Source organism: Synechococcus sp. UW140 (assembly GCF_900474295.1).
In the GTDB taxonomy this organism is placed as follows: Bacteria; Cyanobacteriota; Cyanobacteriia; order PCC-6307; family Cyanobiaceae; genus Synechococcus_C.
This window is the reverse complement of the sequence record NZ_UCOB01000008.1, coordinates 21,176-39,508: the sequence shown is the minus strand read 5'-3', so window position 1 is coordinate 39,508 and position 18,333 is coordinate 21,176. Positions and strand designations below refer to the sequence as shown.

The following is an 18,333-nucleotide window of genomic DNA, read 5'->3' as shown; positions in this document are numbered from 1 at the left end:
CCAAACGATTGAGGATCAAGCACCCAGCTCATTCCCTAGTCGCTCTGCCACTGCGTTCACATCCTTGTCTCCACGACCAGAACAGTTCAGGACAACTTCCGTACCGTCACTGAGAGTGGGACAGAGCTGTTCCAACCAGGCAAAGGCATGGGCCGTCTCGAGCGCGGGGATGATGCCCTCGAGTTGGCTCACGAGCTGCAGAGCTGTCAAAGCCTGCGCATCGGTGACAGCGCCATACTCAGCCCGACCGATCTCCCGCAAATAGCTGTGCTCTGGGCCGACGCCGGGGTAATCGAGGCCTGCGCTGATCGAATGGGCTTCCTGGACCTGACCGTCACCGTCCTGCAGGAGCAGACTCATCGCACCATGGAGCACCCCGACACGCCCTTCGGTGATCGTGGCCGCATGACGCCCGGTCTCCACACCATCACCGGCCGCTTCCACCCCGATCAGGCGTACACCCTTGTCCTGCACAAAGGGATGGAATAGGCCCATGGCGTTTGATCCACCGCCAACGCAGGCGACCAGCACGTCCGGCAGACGCCCGAAGGAATCCTGGCATTGTCGCTTGGCCTCCTCACCGATCACTGCGTGGAAGTCGCGCACGAGCATCGGATACGGATGCGGACCCGCAACCGACCCGAGTATGTAGTGGGTGGTTTCCACATTGGTCACCCAATCGCGGATCGCTTCGCTGGTGGCGTCCTTGAGGGTGGCAGTCCCAGCGGTCACAGGTTGGACAGTGGCACCGAGAAGACGCATGCGGAAGACATTCAGCGCCTGACGGCGCATGTCTTCGGCGCCCATATACACAACACAGTCCAGACCGAATCGGGCACATACCGTGGCTGTAGCAACGCCATGCTGGCCGGCCCCTGTTTCAGCGATGATCCGCTTTTTGCCCATACGCAGGGCGAGAAGGGCCTGACCAAGAGCATTGTTGATCTTGTGGGCACCAGTGTGATTAAGGTCTTCACGCTTCAGCCAGATACGAGGACCACCATCGGCGCGACGGTAATGGGCGGTGAGGCGCTCGGCTTCGTAAAGAGGTGTCTCACGCCCCACATAGCTGCGCAGAAGGCGATTCAACTCAGCAGTGAAAGCGGGATCCTTCCAAGCTTTGGCGGCGGCCAGCTCCAGCTCAGCCAAAGCTGGCATCAGGGTTTCCGGCACATACTGGCCGCCATAGCGCCCAAATCTGCCCCGATCGGAAGGCCTGGCATTCACGGCCAGATCCGCATCGGTGGGCTGGGAAGGCAGGGTGCTGGTCACAGAACAAACGACCGCGCATGCGGACGCTGAAGCGTGGGATCAGCGTAAGCAGGCGATCACGCGATGCCGCGGATCACAAGCACTCACTTCGAGGGCATGGAAGCCAGCGGCATGGAGGGCGGCCTCCATATCGAGCCCGAAATACTGCTCGATATACGGCTCAGTGCTCTTGAGCAGGGTGGCCACTGGAGCCGGCAGGGCCTGCAAGACCGAAGAGGCGGGATCCTGATCCACCATCACCAGCACGCCACCAGGTCGCAGTAAGCGGGCTGCCTCCTTCAGCACGGCATGGGTTGCCGTCTGGGGAAGTTCATGGCAAACGAACTGCAGACTGATCAGATCGATGCACCCAGCCTCCAAGCCGGTGTGTTCAGCAGCCGCATGGCGCCACTCCGCCACGACCCCTTGCGAATCACGAACCCTTGCAACGGAGAGCATTTCGGGGGAGAGGTCCAGCCCCACCACCCGTGGCGAAGCCTTCCCCGCCGCCGCCGCACGACCCGCCAGCCAATCGGCCAGGGCCTGGGTGCTGACACCCACCGAACAACCGAGATCAAGCACCTGCTCCAGTCGACCGCTGAGCATGGGTTCCACTGCCTGATGGATCGCATCCCGCAATCGGGCCTGCGCCTGCCCTGGACTGAGTGCTTCCTCAGGCCAGACCCTCAACGCCATCGCATCAGTGGCCTGCTCAGCCTCTGCCGCGGCCTGCCAGCAGAGATTGCCCTCTTCATAAGCGTGAAAGCGCACGCGGTAATAGTCGGGGGGTGACAGCCCAGGGGTGGTGCTCTGAGCGAGCAGAGGTGTCGCTGCATCCCTGAGTTCAGAACGCCGTCGTCGCCAGGGGATGCCGTTGCGTTCAGCGGTACGGATAATCAGCTGCCGCGCTTGAAAAAACAGGGGCCTACGCAGAGCACCGATGCTGATCAGCCGCTCGATCCAACGACCGAGGCCCTGGCTTGAGTCAGCCCAATGAGGAGCAGAGACGGGGACGGTCATCGCAGGAACGGCAGGATGGAGGTGATGACAGGAGGGCAATGCCAAAGGGAGGCTGGCAGGAATTCAGCAGCGGCGACAGTCTGCAGCGCCCAAGTGGTCCGGCAACAGATCCGACCCCCAAGGCTGAGCAGATCGTGCGGGTACAACCGACCCGTGGTGGCCGGGGCGGCAAAACGGTGACAGTGATCCGCGGCCTCGAGCTCGATGCGGCCGGATTCAAACGTCTTCTCAAGAAACTGAAAAGCCGCATTGGCAGCGGCGGCACCGCCAAGGATGGGGTGGTGGAACTGCAGGGGGATCAAGTGGAACTGACCCTAGAGCTGCTGACCAAAGAGGGATACCGGCCCAAACGGGCAGGAGGTTGAGGCCCAGCACGATGAAGCCGAAAGGCACATCTGGGCATAGCTGATGGACAATGGCGATCCGAAAACGCCAGATCCCATGCCCGCAACGCCCACCTACGGCAATCTCACGAACCAGGGAGCCTCCACCAACATCGCCTGGCACCACGCCTCGGTGGATCGGGCAGCCAGAGCCGAACAGAGGGGGCACCGCAGCACCATCCTCTGGTTCACCGGCCTCAGCGGTGCCGGCAAGAGCACCCTCGCCAATGCCGTAAACCAGGCTCTATTCGAGCGCGGGCTCGCCACATATGTGCTCGATGGCGACAATGTGCGCCATGGCCTCTGCAAGGATCTGGGCTTCTCCGACGCGGATCGCGAGGAGAACATCCGCCGCATCGGCGAGGTGGCCAAGCTGTTTCTCGACGCCGGCGTGATTGTTCTCACCGCCTTCGTGTCCCCTTTCCGCGCCGACCGCGACAAGGCCCGGGCATTGGTGGAGAACGGCGATTTCATCGAGATCTTCTGCTCAGCGGACCTAAGCGTTTGCGAACAACGTGACACCAAGGGGCTTTACGCCAAGGCACGGGCCGGGGAGATCAAGGAGTTCACAGGCATTTCAAGCCCCTACGAAGCACCGGAACACCCGGAGCTGTCAGTCGACACCGGTGCCAGCGATCTGGATGCCTGCGTCAATCAGGTGGTCGGTGCCCTGATCGACCAGGGCATTATTCCGGCCCAGGCCTGACCTCGGACTGCCAGGCATCCACAAACGTTTTGGTGCAACTGGCGACGGGAACAGCCAGCAGCAACCCGAGCAAGGAGCCAAAGCCAAACAGATCGCCTGCCCTTGCCCCCAGGGGCAGGACAATCAGGAGCCAGGCCGGTTGCAGCCCAAGCAAATTGCCCATCAGATGAGGCTGAATCACCTGATCGACGATCTGGCCAACAGCGATCGCGGCAGCAAGGATCTCTAAACCAGTGCGGGGATCCTGAATCGCCAGCAAGGCACTAACCGCCACGATCATCAGGGCGCTGGCATAAGGAATCAACGTGGTGAAACCAATCAGCACGGCGAACAGCACCCCATAAGGAATCCCCAAGACGGTGAACACCACGATCTGACCGAGGCTGAGGATCAGCGCCAATACCACCTGTCCAGCGAAATAGCCGCGGAATGTCGCCGTGATGGTGGTGACCACGAGCTCCCGCCACGACTGCGGCAGCCAACGGGCCAGACCGGCGGTCATCGAATCTCCGCTCAGCAGGAAGAACACTGCCAAGACGAGCACAATCACCGTGTTGATCGTGGTGCCAAGCGTCGCTCCAAGGATGGCGAGCAGGCGCTGGCTGAACTGACTGGCAACACGACTGAGGCGGGTGAGCAGATCACTGCTGAAATCACCGAAATCACTGGGGAGTCCCCGCTGCAGAGACCAGTCCTGCACACGGTTAATCCAGTCTTCTGCTGCCGCAAGCCAGCTGGGCAGGGTATTGATCAGCTGGGCCAGCTGATCAAGCAACAAAGGCACAAGCGTGACGGCAGCGAGCACCAGCCCCGTCGCAGTGAGCACAGTCACCAACAGGATCGCCAGCCAACGGGGCAGTCCGCTGCGCATCAGCCAACGAGTTGGAATGTCGAGCAGAAAGGCGATCAGTGCCGCAGTCAAAAAGAGTGCGGGGAAAGGGGCCAGGGGAAGCAGGAGCTGCCGGCACACGTACAGATTGAGCGTGACCAGCGGCAGGGCCAAAGCCCAGCGCAGCCAGAAGGGCCAGGCCATGGCAACGGGCGAATTGGTTTCATTGTGCGCAGACGCTCAAGTGCGTGGCTGGGCGTCAGCGATCGCTCATGCTCTCGAGATAAACACTCGCCCCAAGCTCCAACAAACGGGCATCCTTCTCCACAACCGTGTCATGGAGACTCTGGCGATAGGTCTGCAACCGAGTCGTGAGGGCAGGATCGGCAATCGCGAGGATCTGCGCCGCCAGCAGGCCAGCATTCAGACCACCGCCAATCGCCACCGTGGCCACAGGGATGCCACCGGGCATCTGCACAATCGAATGGAGGGAATCAACGCCCGAAAGAGCCCGGCTCTGGACCGGCACACCAATCACAGGAAGAGTGGTCAGCGAGGCCACCATTCCCGGCAAATGGGCAGCCCCACCCGCTCCAGCCACGATCACCCGCACACCTCGATCCCTGGCCTGCTGAGCAAAAGCAACCATCTCCAGCGGGGTGCGGTGGGCCGAAAGCACCCGCACCTCCACCGAAACATCCAAGTCTTCGAGAGCCTTCACCGCCGGATGCAGGCTGGGCAAATCGGAATCACTGCCCATGATCACCGCAACCTGGGGCTGATCAGACATCGCTTGTGAGGGGAATGAGGTCAAGGCTCTGACAGGGCGAGTGCGAACTGGCGAGACTGTCATCGTCCCGCACGGACACGTTCCGGTCACCTGCCATGCGACGGATCACCAACGTCCGCCTGCCCCGACGTCCTGACGCTACAGATCCTGCAGCGCCGGACTTCTGGTCAATCGAGGTGGATCAACGCCAACGCATTCACGCTCTGACGCCGATGCAGCCGAGTGCGGCGATGGCCGGCGAAGACTGGCAGGGCGACTGGCTCAGCCCCATGGGCGTGGACCTGCAGATCAACGGCGGTCTTGGCCTGGCCTTCCCTGAGCTCCAGGAAGCTGATCTCCCCCGCCTCCTGAAGCTGCTGGATCAGCTCTGGCAAGACGGAGTGGAAGCGATCAGCCCCACGCTCGTCACCTGCGCGGTGGAACCTCTACGCCGATCCTTAGCAGTCCTGCAGGCTGCCAGGACGAAAAAGCGACCCCAACGCTGTCATCTGCTCGGGGCCCATCTCGAGGGTCCCTTCCTTGCAGAAGCACGACGGGGCGCCCACCCCAGAGAGCATCTCTGTGCCCCAAGCCTTGAAGCACTGGACGCACGCATTGGAGGCTTCGAAGCGGAGATCGCCTTGATGACTCTCGCCCCGGAGCTGGAGGGGGCAGCAGCTGTGATCACCCGGTTGCGGGATCTCAACATCTGCGTCGCACTGGGGCACAGCAGCGCCACAGCCGAACAAGCACTCACTGGCTTCGACCATGGCGTGACGATGCTGACGCATAGCTTCAATGCCATGCCCGGGATGCATCACAGGGGCCCCGGTCCTATCGCTGAAGCCTGTCGCCAGGGCGACATTGCCATGGGGCTGATCGCCGATGGCGTCCATGTCCATCCCACCATGGCGGTACTGCTCCAGCAACTAGCGGGGGATCAGCTGGTCTTAGTCAGTGACGCCTTAGCGCCCTACGGCCTGGCAGATGGTCGCCATCGCTGGGACGAACGGGTGCTTCTGGTGGACAACGGAACCTGCCGACTGGAGGACGGCACCCTGGCAGGGGTCACCCTGCCATTGCTGGACGGCGCCATTCGTCTGGCCTCGTGGGGAAACAGGCCTGAAGCGTCGATCTGGGCCGCCACGTTGGCACCACGAGAGGTGCTGGAACCGAGCGCCACATCGATGCCCGAGTCCCTGCCCGAGGCCCTTCTGGTCGGCAGAAGCCTCCACGAGTTGCTGCGCTGGCACTGGGAGAGCAGCTGTCATCAGCTCAGCTGGAGGCACGCTGCTTAGGATCCCCGCGATCCGCCCCCTCCACCGCCCATGGCTCCCGAGCAGCTGCTGAACACCAAGCAGGTCGAAAAGCAGGAGGTGAAGGGCTACTTCGAAACCACTGGCTTCGATCGCTGGAACCGCATCTACAGCGAAAGCGACGATGTGAACAAGGTGCAGCGCAACATCCGCATCGGCCATCAGAAAACCGTGGATGAAGTCCTCGGCTGGATCAAAACCAGCAACGAACTCACCAACGTGAGCTTCTGCGATGCCGGCTGCGGTGTGGGCAGCCTGAGCCTGCCTCTAGCGGCGATGGGCGCTGGCTCAATCCAAGCCAGCGACATCTCGGAAGCGATGGCAAAGGAGGCCGATCGCCGCGCCCGCGAAGCCGGACTCAACATGGCCAAGCTCAACTTCAGCGCTTCCGACCTGGAAAGCATCCGCGGCTCTTTTCACACCGTCTGCTGTCTAGATGTCTTCATCCATTACCCCCAGCCCGCGGCCGAGGAGATGGTGAAGCACCTCTGCAGCCTCACCGAAGAGCGCCTGATCGTGAGCTTTGCCCCTTACACCCCGCTGCTGGCGCTGCTCAAGGGAATTGGCCAACTCTTCCCCGGCCCCAGCAAAACCACCAGGGCCTACACCCTCAAGGAAGCCGGCATCGTCAAAGCCGCTGAAGCCTGTGGCTTCAAGCTGGTGCGCCGCAGCCTGAATCAGGCCCCCTTCTACTTCTCGCGTCTGATCGAGTTCCGCAAGGCCTGAGGTTGAAGCCGCCCAATGGCTGATTGGCTTAACGCAGGCTCAGGGGGCGCAAGCGTCCTTCCCTCAGAACACCGAGCTGAATCGGCCGCGGCGCCCCGCTCCGCGGCAACGTCACCTCAACCCAAAGTGGATCCGTTGGCGAACGGCGCGACGGATCTTTGACGTCGGGAGGGATGAACAGCGCCAGGGGCTCGGTCAACTCCACCAGGGCTTGGCCGTCCCGACGGATCAACTGACCGGCATAGCGCTCACCGTCTCCATCGTTTTGGGCCACCAGCCGGTCACCTTGCGCCTGCAGAATCACGGACTTGGTCGTTGATTCAGACGTCTCGGCGCCCGACAACGGCACGAGCAAACGCAGGCTGACGTAACGCCCGCGAATGGGGAGGTTGGGATCCACCGGTTGCGCCAGCGCCCAGAGCCGCGGTGAGATGAGGCGCTCCATCCAGAAGGTCAAGCCAACCAGCAGCAACAGTCCGGCTTGAAACAGCGCCAGAGACACACCAGAACGCCGCATCGTCATTGCAGGGTCTCCTTCTGAACAGGCAAAAGCGAGCGACGCAAACGGTTCAAGCCCCAGCCCCCAGCCAGAAACAGCAAACCCAAACCGAGCAGGCTCAACGAGCGCTCCAAGCGCCCCATCACTTCAGCGATGTAGAAGCCCATCAAGGTGATGGCAAACAGGGCGGTGCCGAAATTGATTCGTTCAGCACGGGCCTCCGCCGTCCCCCAAGCCATCAGACCGATGGCACCAAGCCCCCACCACAGAAAGCTGAGCACTGTGAGCTCCTGACCTTGCACCTGCAGGTCCACCAGAATCCAGACCAATGCCAGGGCCAACGGCCAGGCCCGATGGCGGCGCAACAGCCAGGCCAGCAGCATGGGCAGCCCCAGCAGGAGCCCCCAGGCCAGCAGCATGGGCCAGGTCGACGGCAGCGGCATTGGTGGCTTTGAGGACGCCGCCAGCGCCAACACAATCAACCCGGGTGGCAACAAGAGGCCCCCGACCCAGAGCAACACGCGCTGGGCAGGGCCAGCGACAGGGCGCATCGGCGCCGTGAAATAGGTGAGGGCCAACAACACACTGCTCACGACCCAGGGAAGCCCGGCCCAGGAACTGAACTCCGGATCGAACCGCTCCAGCTCCATGGCCAGCAGCGCCCCCAGCCAGCCGGGCAGCAGCAAACTCAGCAGCACCAGCTGTGGCCCCTGACGCAGCAGCCACCAGCCTGCCGCCGCCGCGAGTGACCAGAGCAGCAGTCCCCAACGAAGCGACCAATTGAGCTCGAGGTTGAAACTCTGCGCGCAAAGGAACACCCCACCCCCCAGGCTGATCGTTCCAACTGCATGCAGCCCCTTCGACATCACAGGCAGACGCTGGGCAAACCAGTGGCCACCGAGATGCATCGCCACGGTGCACAACCAGAGCAATCCAAACCGGCTGAGCGGTGAGAGCTGATCCCAATGGGCAGCAACAAACAACAGCACACCAGCCGCAAGCAGCAGCGAGCCCACCAGCACCAACAGCCGCACTGGCCAGGTCAGCGCAGGCTGAGCCCTCGCGGGTTGTCCTTCCAGGCGCTCCTGTTCCCAGGCCACGATCGATGCCGCCGCAGCCTCATCAATCAGACCTGCGTTTCGCCAACGTTGAAGGTGAAGGTCCCAGGCCGGGACGGAAGCAGGCAAAGGCTCCAAGGGATCAACGGTTCAAGGTCACCTGGGGGAACAGACTGATCAACAGCAAGGGCGGACGCCCCGGCTCAAGCTTGGCGGTGCCGATCAAGCCAGCGAAGTCCCCTCCCTGTCCCTGAACCGACGCCGCATGCGGCTCCGGGAACAACGCCCTCAAGCTGAACGCCTGTTCGCCTCGAACGATCGAGGATCGCTCCTGAGGTGTGAATTGGAGTGCGCCCATCGCCATCAGGCGCAAGTTGCCCTCAGGGAGCATCACTGTGCCCTGCATATCGGTCAGGTAGCTGTGCGCTCCGTCCTTGGAGGTTCGCCGCTCCACGATCTCTTCACCGCCATACAAAGTGCCGATCGGTTGAGCGCAGTTGTGTGTGTCCTCAGCCTCAACCTCGGCCACGGGCACGACATAGGAAAGACGATCGCCCACACTCACCATCACATCAGCGTTGTGATCCAAAAACACTCCACTCTTCGGAGCGCACAAGGCCAAGCGCAGCAGCCGGGTCGTGGGCGGTTGACCCTGTTTCTTCGGGCTCTGCACCAAACCGCATCCGGCAGTAGCCGTCAGCAAGAGTGCAACGGAACCAGCAAAAGACAGACGCAAGAGAGATTCAGTCGCTCTTGCCAATGCTGGCAAAGACAGCATTCAAAGCATCAAGGCTGGATCAGGCTTGACCGAAAATCTCAAGTATCGATCTCCTGAGTGATCAGATCCTGTTCTGTGGTGTAAACGGGCGCTGCATCCACATTGGAATGGGCGCGACGCCGTTGAGCAGCCAGCTGGCGTTTGACATCCAGAGAGCCGACGTGGGTCTGCGCCCATGCCGCCCAGCGCTGACGCAGACGGTTGCGAGCCTGGATCACCGCATTGCTCCGCCGCAACACAAGCGCTCGTAACAGCGGCACCCCGAGCAGCAGCAGCGCATAACTGAGACCCAACTCAGCAATGACCACCAGGATGGTCGAAACAGGCAGGCTCCACTGCAGCAGCACCAGCGAAAGGAGCAGCAGGGTTCCGGTCAGAGCGGCATAGCCGAGCCGCTGATCCTGGCTGGCCCGACTGAAGCGAATGCGGCGTTCCCGCAACGGCTGGGCCGGGAAGGGTGTGTCTGCAGATGTGCTGCCCTGCAACGCATGGAAGTGATAGATGAGCTGCCCCTGCTCCGACACCTCCGGCCGACCATCAAAGTGCAGCAACACGGGCAGCATGGCCTGATCGGCCCAGTCGGAGCCGAGCTGACAGTCGGACGGGGGTGCCGGAAGATCCAGCAGAGGGGCCAGATCCTCCGCGATCACCACGCCACCGCGCCGCTGCAGCACTGCCCCGATCCGCTTCCAGCGCCGCTGCTCCAAGCCGCTGTTCGGATCCCCGTCGCCGAACAGAATGGAATACACCGACTCCAGGAATGCGACTCGCTTTGGCGCGGTCTGACCTTCGGCCCTGGGGTAGCTGCCGGGGGAGCCATACCAGAGCTGATCGCTGCACACCGCCACTGCCAGACGGACCAGCAGCTCCAGGCTGCCACCGATGACCGCACCGAGCACATCGCCGGCGTCATCATCCAAACGGGCCAGCATCACCAGCCCAAGCGCCAGCACCAACACACTGACCACGAGCACCAACAGCACCAGCACCACACCGAAGGCGCAGCGGACCAATCGGAACACAAAAGCCCACAACCGCCGCAGTCCCGCCCGCGCTCGCAGGCGCCAGGAACGAGAGTGAAGCAATCGACGCAGATGGGCTGGGAATACATAGCTCACCTCCCCAGCCCCACTGACCCGCAGCTGGGCACCACTCGCGACTGCTAGAGCCAGCAGACGAGGCTCCACCACAGCCAATGGCAGTCCAACATCGACAGCGGCCTCAGCGCTGGTGAGAGCAATACTGCGATCTCCAATCCGTTCGAGCAGCCTTTGGTCAGTGGGCGTTGCTCCCACCTCGGCCATCAACCGTCCCTCCTGCCAAGGCCATCCAGACTGCCACCAATCATGAAGTCCGCGGGTAGCGGTGCCTCCAAACAAAGGCCTCCATCACCCTCAATCGGGAGCCCTTCCAGACGCCAGGCATGCAAGCGATAACCGCCCTCTCCAGGCGTCACAGCGGGGTTGATCTTTAGACCCTCCAGATAGAGAGAATCACCCAACAGAGGACTGCCCAGCTGGGCGAGATGGATACGAATCTGATGAGGACGGCCCGTGGTGATCGCCACCTGGAGGAAATCCCCCTGCTCCCGGCGATCGAGCAGGGTGAGGTGGGAATGCGCCTTCAGCCGCCGTCGCACCGGCTGCTCATCAGGCAACTCCGGACCCCAAACCCAACCGAGCAGGGGATGGGGCCGTTCGATCACGTCGGTCTTGACATCAAGAGTCATGCCCAAGTCGAGATCTTCCAATCGACGGCTCCAGGTCAGATAGAGCTTGCAGGAACCGGCATCGGGGCGGAAGTGACGGGAGAGTGAAGCCCGGGTGCCGGCGCGCCGTGCACACACCTGCAGACCTGATGTGAACCGACCAAGGCGATGCACAGGCCTGGGGGGCCGCGACTCGCCAGCCTCCTGGCTGCGCTGCTCCATCAGCGCCGTCAAGGTGTGCTCAAGAAATCCACCACCTGGCATCACAGGCAGACCCGACGGCTTATTGATCACCAGCAGATCACCGTCATCGTGAATCGTCTCCCACTGATCAGGCACCGCTGCCTCCAGCCAAGGCGGACGCTGCCAGTGAATTTGGTCGCCCGTGGCCATGGCGGCATCAACGAGTAATGGCTCGCCATTGCAGGTCAACTGCCCGGCCTCCAATCTCTGAGACCAAACCGATGCCGGCGAATGGCGATGCCGGGATGCGAGCACGTCACTGACACGATGCCCGGCCTCATCAGCCACAACCTTGTCGCGATAGGTCCATCCTTGATTGAACGCAGCCGGTCGCCATCCCGACGGCACCGCCATCAATCCACCAAACGGTTCTGCAGGGCAAAGCGCACCAGTTCAGTGCGACTGGAAGTGCCGGTCTTAATGAACAGGCGGCTCACGTACTTCTCAACGTTGCGAATCGAGGTTTCCAGTTGGCGGGCGATTTCTTTGTTCATGAGCCCCTCCGCCACGAGCTGAAGAACGCTCGCTTCTCGGGGGGTGAAACTGAGCTGTGGCGTATCAGCGGCAGCGGCGGCCTCAGCTGAACCTGAGAGCATCGAGCGGATCTCGTTGATCTGCCGGGCCATTTGTCCGACGTCGGCATCGGCAAAGCGAGCGGCCTCTGTCAGCAAGCGGTCCTGTCGGCTCACCACATTGCGCACACGGGCCACCAATTCATCCGGATCGAACGGCTTCGGGATGTAGTCATCCACTCCAGCCACATAACCCTGGGTGCGGTCGGCGGTCATGCCCTTAGCGGTTAGGAAGATCACAGGGGTACCCCCGAGGCGCTCGTCGCCACGCATCTTCTCGAGCAAACCGTAGCCGTCACAGCGAGGCATCATCACGTCGCTGATCACCAGATCCGGCATCAGCTGCTGTGCCTTCTCCCAGCCGTCCAGGCCGTCCACCGCAGTGGTCACCTGAAAGCCCTCGTCCTCGAGATAGGCCTGCACCGCTGTGCGAAGTCCGGGCTCATCATCCACCAACAGAAGCCTTGGGGTCGGACGAGAGGACGCTTCAATCGACTGGGAATCTGCATCCCCTGGAGGAGTGGAGGTCATGGCCCTGACAGGTTCTCAACGGAATCTAGGGGTGTTGTCTCTTAGGGGAGACGCAGTGTCTCGATCGATTCGGCAAGAACAGTGGAATAGCCAAGCCCCCGTGCTGTGTCTGTGAGGGTGGATGGATCGATTCCAGCCTGTTCGGGCTGGCAGGCCGCCCACCACACCAGATGGTCCTCTCGGTTGGCTGTGGTGACCAATCCACCAGGATTGAGGCGACGCACATAAATGGCCTCAGCATCACGGGTGACCCGCAACGGGCTCTCAGTGCTGCAGTTGACCGACTCTGTCGGCACCACGAGATCATTGGGGAATTCCTGCCAAAGCTTGTAGCGACGGAGGTCTGGATCAGTCGCGTCAGAGGAAACCGAAAAGATCCCCAGGGTGAAGGTTCCACCGTCGATCGTTCTGGTCTCCAGGATCGTCATCTCCTGCGGACGCATCCGTTTCATCTTTTCGAGCAATTCATCCCGTTCGATCGCGCCAGCGGATTGGCCAATCCAGCCACAACCAACCAGAAGGATCAGACTGAGCGTTCGTTGAACGGCGCGCATCGCATCGGGAGCTGAGGTCACACCATGCTGCCAAGCCCTCCCAAACGCAACGCCAGGGACGAGCAGCCTGTGGCACTGGACTTTCAGGCCACGACACCTTGCGCTCCTGAGGTGGTTGAGGCGATGGAGCCCTGGTGGCAGATCCAATGGGGTAACCCCTCGAGCCGTCAGCATCGGCTGGGTCTAACGGCAGCAGCGGCGGTCAGTGATGCCCGAGACCGCCTCGCTGCCTGCCTGGACGTGGATCCAGAGCAGTTGATCTTTACCAGCGGTGCCACGGAGGCCAACAATCTGGCCCTCCTGGGCCATGCCCGGGCGATGGCAGAGCAAGCGGGCCGCCCGGGCCACCTGATCAGCGTCTGCACCGAACACCACGCTGTTCTTGATCCCCTGAAGCAGCTGCAGAGGGAAGGGTTCCGCCTCACACTCCTAAAACCAGAAGCAGACGGCTTGGTCACCCCCGGCCAAATGGAAGCAGCCCTACAGCCCGACACGATGCTGGTGAGTGTGATGGCTGCCAACAATGAGATCGGCGTCATTCAACCCCTGGAGCAGCTGGTAGGCCTCTGTCATGCACAGGGCGCCAGGCTGCACAGCGACGCCGCCCAGGCCTTCGGACATCTGCCTTTCCACCCCAAGCGCCTTGGCGTGGATCTCGCCAGCATCAGCGGCCACAAGCTTTACGGCCCGAAGGGCATCGGTGCCCTTGTGATCGGAGAAGGGATCAAACTCCAGCCCCTGCAGTTTGGAGGCGGACAGGAGCGGGGTTTGCGGCCGGGAACGTTACCCGTGCCCCTGATCGTGGGCCTGGCCCGCGCGGCAGAGCTCGCCCTTGAGGATCTCAATGCGCGGAGCATCCGGATGGGGGAACTGCGCAACCAGCTTTGGCACGGCCTTCAGGAACAGGTCCCAGGCGTACGGCTCAACGGTGCAATCGAGCCGCGACTGCCCCACAACCTCAACATTCAAGTGACGGGAATCAACGGCAATCGCCTGCAGCAATCCCTTCGGGGCAGGCTGCACTGCAGTAGCGGATCCGCCTGCAGCGCCGGCCACCCCTCCCATGTACTACAAGCTCTTGGCCTCAGCCGGGAGGAAGCCCAGGCCTCTCTCCGACTGAGCCTGGGCAGGATGACCCAGGAGGAGGAGATCAACCGCGCGATCCAAACCATCAGTGACGTGGTGAAGGGTTTGCGACAGGGCCACTGAAAACAACCGTTCAAATCGCTACGTTCCAGCGAGAGTCCTTTTGCTCAACACCAGGGTCATGACCGATTCCAGCGGCAGCTCCAGGCTGCAGGTGATGAAAGCCGTCGAAGACGGCTGGAACGCCTTCACGAAGTCACCCTGGCCCTTCGTGTTGTTTGTCCTTCTTTTTTGGGTCCTTTCGGCACTCTTCCAGGCCATTGCCAACGTGGTCGTGGCCTTCTCCGGCAGCACTTCCACCACGGTTCAAATCATTGGTTTAGTCGTGTCTTGGCTGGGCAGCACGATTATTAGCCTCTGGGGTGTGACCGGGCTGATCCGAGGTGCATGGAAAGCCCTTGATGGCGAGAAGCCCAATTTCTCGGAGTTAATCCGCTTGGACGGAGGAGCCGCCGGTCGACTGTTCATTAACCAGCTCGTGCTGGCGCTCATTCTCGGCATCATCGTCTGGATCAGCCTTTTGATCAGTGGCCAAGTAGCCCAGCTCAATCAGGCCCTGGTCTTCATCCCCGCCATTACAGCCGCCGTCGTGTTCATCTATCTGGCGGTGAACCAGAAGTTTCTGCCCTGGATCGCCCTAATCCAGGATGGCAACCCCTTCGACACGATCCAAAGCGGACGTTCCGGCGTGGATCCTTCCTGGTGGTCGGTGGTGCTTCTTGTCATCATTGAGGCCTTCATCCTGCTCGTCGGGCTGGGACTCTGTTGCGTCGGCCTACTGGCGGCATTCCCTGTGGTGATTTTCATCTCCACAGCCGCCTACCGACAGATCTTTGGCAGTGAGGACAGCACGGGATTCCTCAGCTGATCTGCGTGGGGGGCCGACGACGGGCCAGCCGCAGTTTGGCGCTGCGGCTACGGGGATTCGTCTCCTGTTCCTGCTCATCCGCAGTCAATGGCTTACGCGTGATCCGCTCAAGGCGTTCGTCCTGCAAAAAAGCGGTTTTCACCCGACGGTCCTCCAACGAATGGAAGCTGATGATCGCCAGCACTCCACTGGGCTGAAGCCAATCGGGAGCCAGCTGAAGCAAACGATCCAGCACGCCAAGCTCATCGTTCACGGCAATGCGCAGGGCCTGAAAGGTACGTGTCGCCGGATGAATCCGCCCTCGACGAGCCTTCGGTGGATAGCAACCCGCCACCGCGTAAGCCAGAGCTGCGGTGCCTGCATACGCACCATGGTTAGACAAATCGTTCTTGATCCGACGAGCGATCCGGCGTGACAAACGCTCCTCCCCATAGGCGTAGATCAGATCCGCCAACGCGGCTTCCTCGAGTCGCTGGATTAAGTCAGCCGCGGTTTCCCCGTTTGCCTCCGGATTCATGCGCATGTCGAGCGGGCCATCGAGTCGGAAGCTGAAGCCCCTGGCCGCCACATCCAACTGCGGACTACTCACCCCCAGATCCGCCAACACCAGATCCACAGGTTGGTCAGGCCGGAAATCAGCGAAATTGGTCGCTACCACGGTCGCCCGCTCCCCATAGGGCTGCAGGCGTTCCGAGGCAGCAGCCCGGGCTGTGGCGTCCTGATCGAGGCCGATCAGTTGCAACCCCGGGTAACGATCCAGCAGCAGAGAACTGTGGCCAGCACCCCCCAGGGTGGCGTCGATCAACAGGCCGTGCTGCCAGGGAGCATCGGCACTGGCGGCTAATGCCTGGAGCAGCGGAGCCGCCAACACCGGCACGTGAACGAACCCCTCTCCAGGGAGCTGTGACTGATCGGGCATGGGTCCTTCCTAATATCTCGATGCGTTCGCATTGCCACGGCCCCATGACGCAGCTGGAAACGCGCACGGAGCCGATGGTGGTCAACTTCGGCCCCCATCACCCCTCCATGCACGGGGTATTGAGGCTGGTGGTGACCCTCGACGGTGAAGACGTGGTGGATTGCGAGCCAGTGATCGGCTATCTCCACCGCGGCATGGAGAAGATCGCCGAAAACCGCACGAACGTGATGTTTGTGCCCTATGTGAGCCGCATGGACTATGCGGCAGGCATGTTCTACGAAGCGATCGTGGTCAATGCCCCGGAACGCCTGGCAGACATTCCGGTACCGAAACGGGCCAGCTACATCCGGGTGCTGATGCTTGAGCTGAACCGCATCGCCAACCACCTTCTCTGGCTTGGCCCCTTTTTGGCAGACGTGGGCGCTCAGACCCCGTTCTTCTACATCTTCCGCGAGCGGGAGATGATTTACGACCTCTGGGAAGCAGCGACAGGCCAGCGCCTGATTAACAACAATTATTTCCGAATTGGGGGTGTTGCCGCAGATCTACCTTTTGGCTGGCTGGAAAAGTGCCGCGATTTCTGCGACTGGTTTGGCCCGAAGATCGATGAATACGAAAAGCTGATTACAAACAATCCGATCTTTCGACGCCGCATCGAAGGTTTGGGAGTGATTAGCCGCGATGAAGCCATCAACTGGAGCCTGTCCGGGCCCATGCTGCGTGCATCAGGCGTGCCCTGGGACCTTCGCAAAGTTGATCACTACGAGTGCTACGACGACTTCGACTGGAAGGTCGTCTCAGAGAAAGAAGGTGATTGTTTCGCCCGCTACCGCGTTCGGATCGAGGAAATGCGCCAGTCTCTGCGCATCCTGCGGCAGGCCTGCGAGATGATTCCTGGAGGCCCCACAGAAAACCTGGAAGCCAAACGAATGGCCGAAGGCAAAAAGAGCGAATTCGCTGGATTCGATTACCAGTATGTGGCCAAGAAAGTTGCTCCAACCTTCAAGATTCCCAATGGCGAGCTCTACACACGATTGGAGTCTGGCAAGGGCGAAATCGGAGTCTTCATCCAGGGCAACAACGATGTAACCCCCTGGCGCTTCAAGATCCGCGCTGCTGATAGCAACAACCTGCAGATCCTTCCCCACATCCTCAAAGGCCACAAAGTGGCCGACATCATGGCGATCCTGGGCTCGATCGACGTGATCATGGGATCCGTGGATCGTTGAGAGCGACCACAAAGAACCTTCAGTGATACGAATACATTGATGTGAACACGTTTTTAAGGCGTCTTCAACACGCTGGATTCCTGATCCCGAGCGTGTTGACTGGTTACCTCTGGTTCAAGGGTCATCACCCAGGCCTGCCTGGCTTCAGCTGCCTGCTACAGCGAAGCACAGGCATTCCTTGCCCAACCTGCTATCTCACCCGCGCCACCTGCAGCGCCTTAGCAGGACAGTGGGAGACCTCACTGAAACTTCATGCCTTCGGACCCATCATGGCCGTTGTCCTCGTGGCCTGGGCTCTAATCGCACTGCGCGATCAACGATTTTTCCCAAAAACTCTTGCAACACGCCCATTAATCATTGGCCTACTTACATTGATCAGCTACTGGCTAGCACGCCTTGCAGCTACGGCATGGTGGCCAAATCTTACCTGGCTGCAGTTTCCCTAATCTCCACCGCAGCCTAAGCAAGTTCAAACCCTACTGAGATACCAGTCCTTTGTTGTAGATCAGATTCTGCAAATAGAAGCAGAACATCGGAAACACAATAAAGCCACCAAAGCCGCAGGTGCAAACAGCCACAATCATGGCCAAAATCCCGCCAAGCACCTCAGCGCCCACAAACGACCACCCCTGGCCCTGATAGGTCGCTGAGAAAGATGCTCCGAAGGCATCAAAAACAGGGCGATCAGTATTAAAAATAAGGTTGACATAAACAGGGCCGGTTAGCGCCACAGCAATTCCTGGCACATAGCAAAGAGCACCGCCTAGACCAGAAATGAGAGTAAATACAAATCCTGCCCATAGATACCGCTTAGGACGCTTCATCAGCACACGGACCGCATCGGGGAAAGACACGGGCGTACCACTGGAGAAATACAGAGCAGGAATCGCCATAAACAACACACCGGCGAGGCAGCTCAACACATAAGTGGGGAATGCTCCCAACCCGCCAAAAACGAGACCCAGAAGCGGAGCGGAGTCAGAAGACGCTCCACCGGCAACAGAAAAGAATATAAAGAAGAGGAGATAGAAAATGATGTAACTAATCCCACCCAAAGCCAACAAGGACAAAAACGTCAGCGCAATGGCCCCGCCATGCAAACCCAAGTCACTCCAGGCATCACCAACCGACGCAGGCCGAGACTTAAGGGAATCAGACATCACCAACAAGAAAATGGAATCAATACAATGAAGTTTAAATCCCGATCCAAGCCAACACAGCCATCCGC

21 protein-coding genes are annotated in these 18,333 nt (G+C 60.8%); 8 read left to right on the top strand and 13 right to left on the bottom strand.

Annotated features, from left to right (window positions below; genetic code table 11):
• Positions 1-15: 15 nt before the first annotated feature.
• On the bottom strand, positions 16-1,272 hold the full coding sequence (gene trpB / locus DXY10_RS03430) for a tryptophan synthase subunit beta (RefSeq protein ID WP_115016256.1): 1,257 nt from the start codon (positions 1,270-1,272) through the stop codon (positions 16-18).
• Between the two features lie 39 nt (positions 1,273-1,311).
• The gene (locus DXY10_RS03425; RefSeq protein ID WP_115016254.1) at positions 1,312-2,271 is read right to left on the bottom strand and encodes a class I SAM-dependent methyltransferase; all 960 of its coding nucleotides are present in this window, start codon (positions 2,269-2,271) and stop codon (positions 1,312-1,314) included.
• Positions 2,272-2,309: 38 nt separating this feature from the next.
• Between DXY10_RS03425 and DXY10_RS03420 the strand changes: the two genes are divergently transcribed.
• Together DXY10_RS03420 and cysC are read left to right on the top strand one after the other, a co-directional pair.
• Positions 2,310-2,636, top strand: a complete 327-nt coding sequence (locus tag DXY10_RS03420; protein ID WP_115016252.1) for a translation initiation factor — start codon at positions 2,310-2,312, stop codon at positions 2,634-2,636.
• 76 nt (positions 2,637-2,712) lie between these two features.
• Entirely contained in the window at positions 2,713-3,360 is a 648-nt protein-coding gene (cysC, locus tag DXY10_RS03415; protein WP_115016336.1) for an adenylyl-sulfate kinase, read from the top strand.
• On the opposite strand, the gene DXY10_RS03410 is transcribed toward cysC, so the two are convergent.
• Both DXY10_RS03410 and purE read right to left on the bottom strand, forming a co-directional pair.
• The gene (locus tag DXY10_RS03410) at positions 3,341-4,393 is read right to left on the bottom strand and encodes an AI-2E family transporter (protein WP_115016250.1); all 1,053 of its coding nucleotides are present in this window, start codon (positions 4,391-4,393) and stop codon (positions 3,341-3,343) included. The two genes, cysC and DXY10_RS03410, sit on opposite strands and share 20 nt — an antisense overlap.
• 55 nt (positions 4,394-4,448) lie before the next feature.
• Positions 4,449-4,979, bottom strand: a complete 531-nt coding sequence (gene purE / locus DXY10_RS03405) for a 5-(carboxyamino)imidazole ribonucleotide mutase (protein WP_244281913.1) — start codon at positions 4,977-4,979, stop codon at positions 4,449-4,451.
• A 95-nt stretch (positions 4,980-5,074) separates the two neighbouring features.
• Here purE and DXY10_RS03400 point away from each other — a divergent pair, with 95 nt between their 5' ends.
• Positions 5,075-6,256, top strand: a complete 1,182-nt coding sequence (locus DXY10_RS03400; RefSeq protein ID WP_115016248.1) for an N-acetylglucosamine-6-phosphate deacetylase — start codon at positions 5,075-5,077, stop codon at positions 6,254-6,256.
• A gap of 30 nt (positions 6,257-6,286) precedes the next feature.
• Entirely contained in the window at positions 6,287-7,000 is a 714-nt protein-coding gene (bchM, locus tag DXY10_RS03395; protein WP_115016246.1) for a magnesium protoporphyrin IX methyltransferase, read from the top strand.
• A 28-nt stretch (positions 7,001-7,028) separates the two neighbouring features.
• On the opposite strand, the gene DXY10_RS03390 is transcribed toward bchM, so the two are convergent.
• Genes DXY10_RS03390 through DXY10_RS03360 form a run of 7 tightly spaced genes read right to left on the bottom strand, consistent with a single transcriptional unit; the run spans position 7,029 to position 12,964 of the window.
• Positions 7,029-7,523, bottom strand: coding sequence for a hypothetical protein (locus DXY10_RS03390; RefSeq protein ID WP_115016244.1), 495 nt, complete (start codon positions 7,521-7,523; stop codon positions 7,029-7,031).
• A complete protein-coding gene (locus DXY10_RS03385) occupies positions 7,520-8,695 on the bottom strand; it encodes a DUF2157 domain-containing protein (RefSeq protein WP_115016206.1) in 1,176 nt (391 codons plus the stop codon). Before DXY10_RS03385 ends, DXY10_RS03390 begins: the two co-directional genes overlap by 4 nt.
• A gap of 4 nt (positions 8,696-8,699) precedes the next feature.
• Positions 8,700-9,335, bottom strand: coding sequence for a hypothetical protein (locus DXY10_RS03380; RefSeq protein WP_115016204.1), 636 nt, complete (start codon positions 9,333-9,335; stop codon positions 8,700-8,702).
• 38 nt (positions 9,336-9,373) lie between these two features.
• Complete coding sequence (locus tag DXY10_RS03375) at positions 9,374-10,630, bottom strand: hypothetical protein (protein ID WP_170955683.1); 1,257 nt, start codon at positions 10,628-10,630, stop codon at positions 9,374-9,376.
• 8 nt (positions 10,631-10,638) lie between these two features.
• Positions 10,639-11,640, bottom strand: a complete 1,002-nt coding sequence (locus DXY10_RS03370; protein WP_115016201.1) for an RluA family pseudouridine synthase — start codon at positions 11,638-11,640, stop codon at positions 10,639-10,641.
• Complete coding sequence (locus tag DXY10_RS03365) at positions 11,640-12,389, bottom strand: response regulator transcription factor (RefSeq protein ID WP_244281912.1); 750 nt, start codon at positions 12,387-12,389, stop codon at positions 11,640-11,642. The genes DXY10_RS03370 and DXY10_RS03365 overlap by 1 nt, the downstream gene beginning before the upstream one ends.
• Positions 12,390-12,430: 41 nt before the next feature.
• Positions 12,431-12,964, bottom strand: a complete 534-nt coding sequence (locus DXY10_RS03360; protein WP_115016199.1) for a hypothetical protein — start codon at positions 12,962-12,964, stop codon at positions 12,431-12,433.
• 3 nt (positions 12,965-12,967) lie between these two features.
• On the opposite strand from DXY10_RS03360, the gene DXY10_RS03355 reads away from it, so the two are divergent.
• Together DXY10_RS03355 and DXY10_RS03350 are read left to right on the top strand one after the other, a co-directional pair.
• Positions 12,968-14,152 (top strand): cysteine desulfurase family protein, encoded by a 1,185-nt coding sequence (locus tag DXY10_RS03355; protein ID WP_115016197.1) that lies wholly within the window; start codon positions 12,968-12,970, stop codon positions 14,150-14,152.
• Between the two features lie 58 nt (positions 14,153-14,210).
• Positions 14,211-14,957, top strand: coding sequence for a hypothetical protein (locus DXY10_RS03350; RefSeq protein WP_115016196.1), 747 nt, complete (start codon positions 14,211-14,213; stop codon positions 14,955-14,957).
• Here DXY10_RS03350 and rsmH read toward each other — a convergent pair.
• Positions 14,950-15,876: a 16S rRNA (cytosine(1402)-N(4))-methyltransferase RsmH gene (gene rsmH, locus DXY10_RS03345; RefSeq protein ID WP_115016194.1), complete on the bottom strand. Its 927-nt coding sequence runs from the start codon at positions 15,874-15,876 to the stop codon at positions 14,950-14,952. The genes DXY10_RS03350 and rsmH overlap by 8 nt on opposite strands.
• A gap of 44 nt (positions 15,877-15,920) precedes the next feature.
• Between rsmH and DXY10_RS03340 the strand changes: the two genes are divergently transcribed.
• Positions 15,921-17,105, top strand: a complete 1,185-nt coding sequence (locus DXY10_RS03340; protein ID WP_115016192.1) for an NAD(P)H-quinone oxidoreductase subunit H — start codon at positions 15,921-15,923, stop codon at positions 17,103-17,105.
• A gap of 41 nt (positions 17,106-17,146) precedes the next feature.
• Positions 17,147-17,551 (top strand): DUF2752 domain-containing protein, encoded by a 405-nt coding sequence (locus DXY10_RS03335; protein WP_115016189.1) that lies wholly within the window; start codon positions 17,147-17,149, stop codon positions 17,549-17,551.
• Positions 17,552-17,581: 30 nt separating this feature from the next.
• Here the strand turns inward: DXY10_RS03335 and DXY10_RS03330 are convergent, their stop codons facing one another.
• Positions 17,582-18,265, bottom strand: coding sequence for a hypothetical protein (locus DXY10_RS03330; RefSeq protein ID WP_115016188.1), 684 nt, complete (start codon positions 18,263-18,265; stop codon positions 17,582-17,584).
• Positions 18,266-18,333 lie beyond the last annotated feature (68 nt).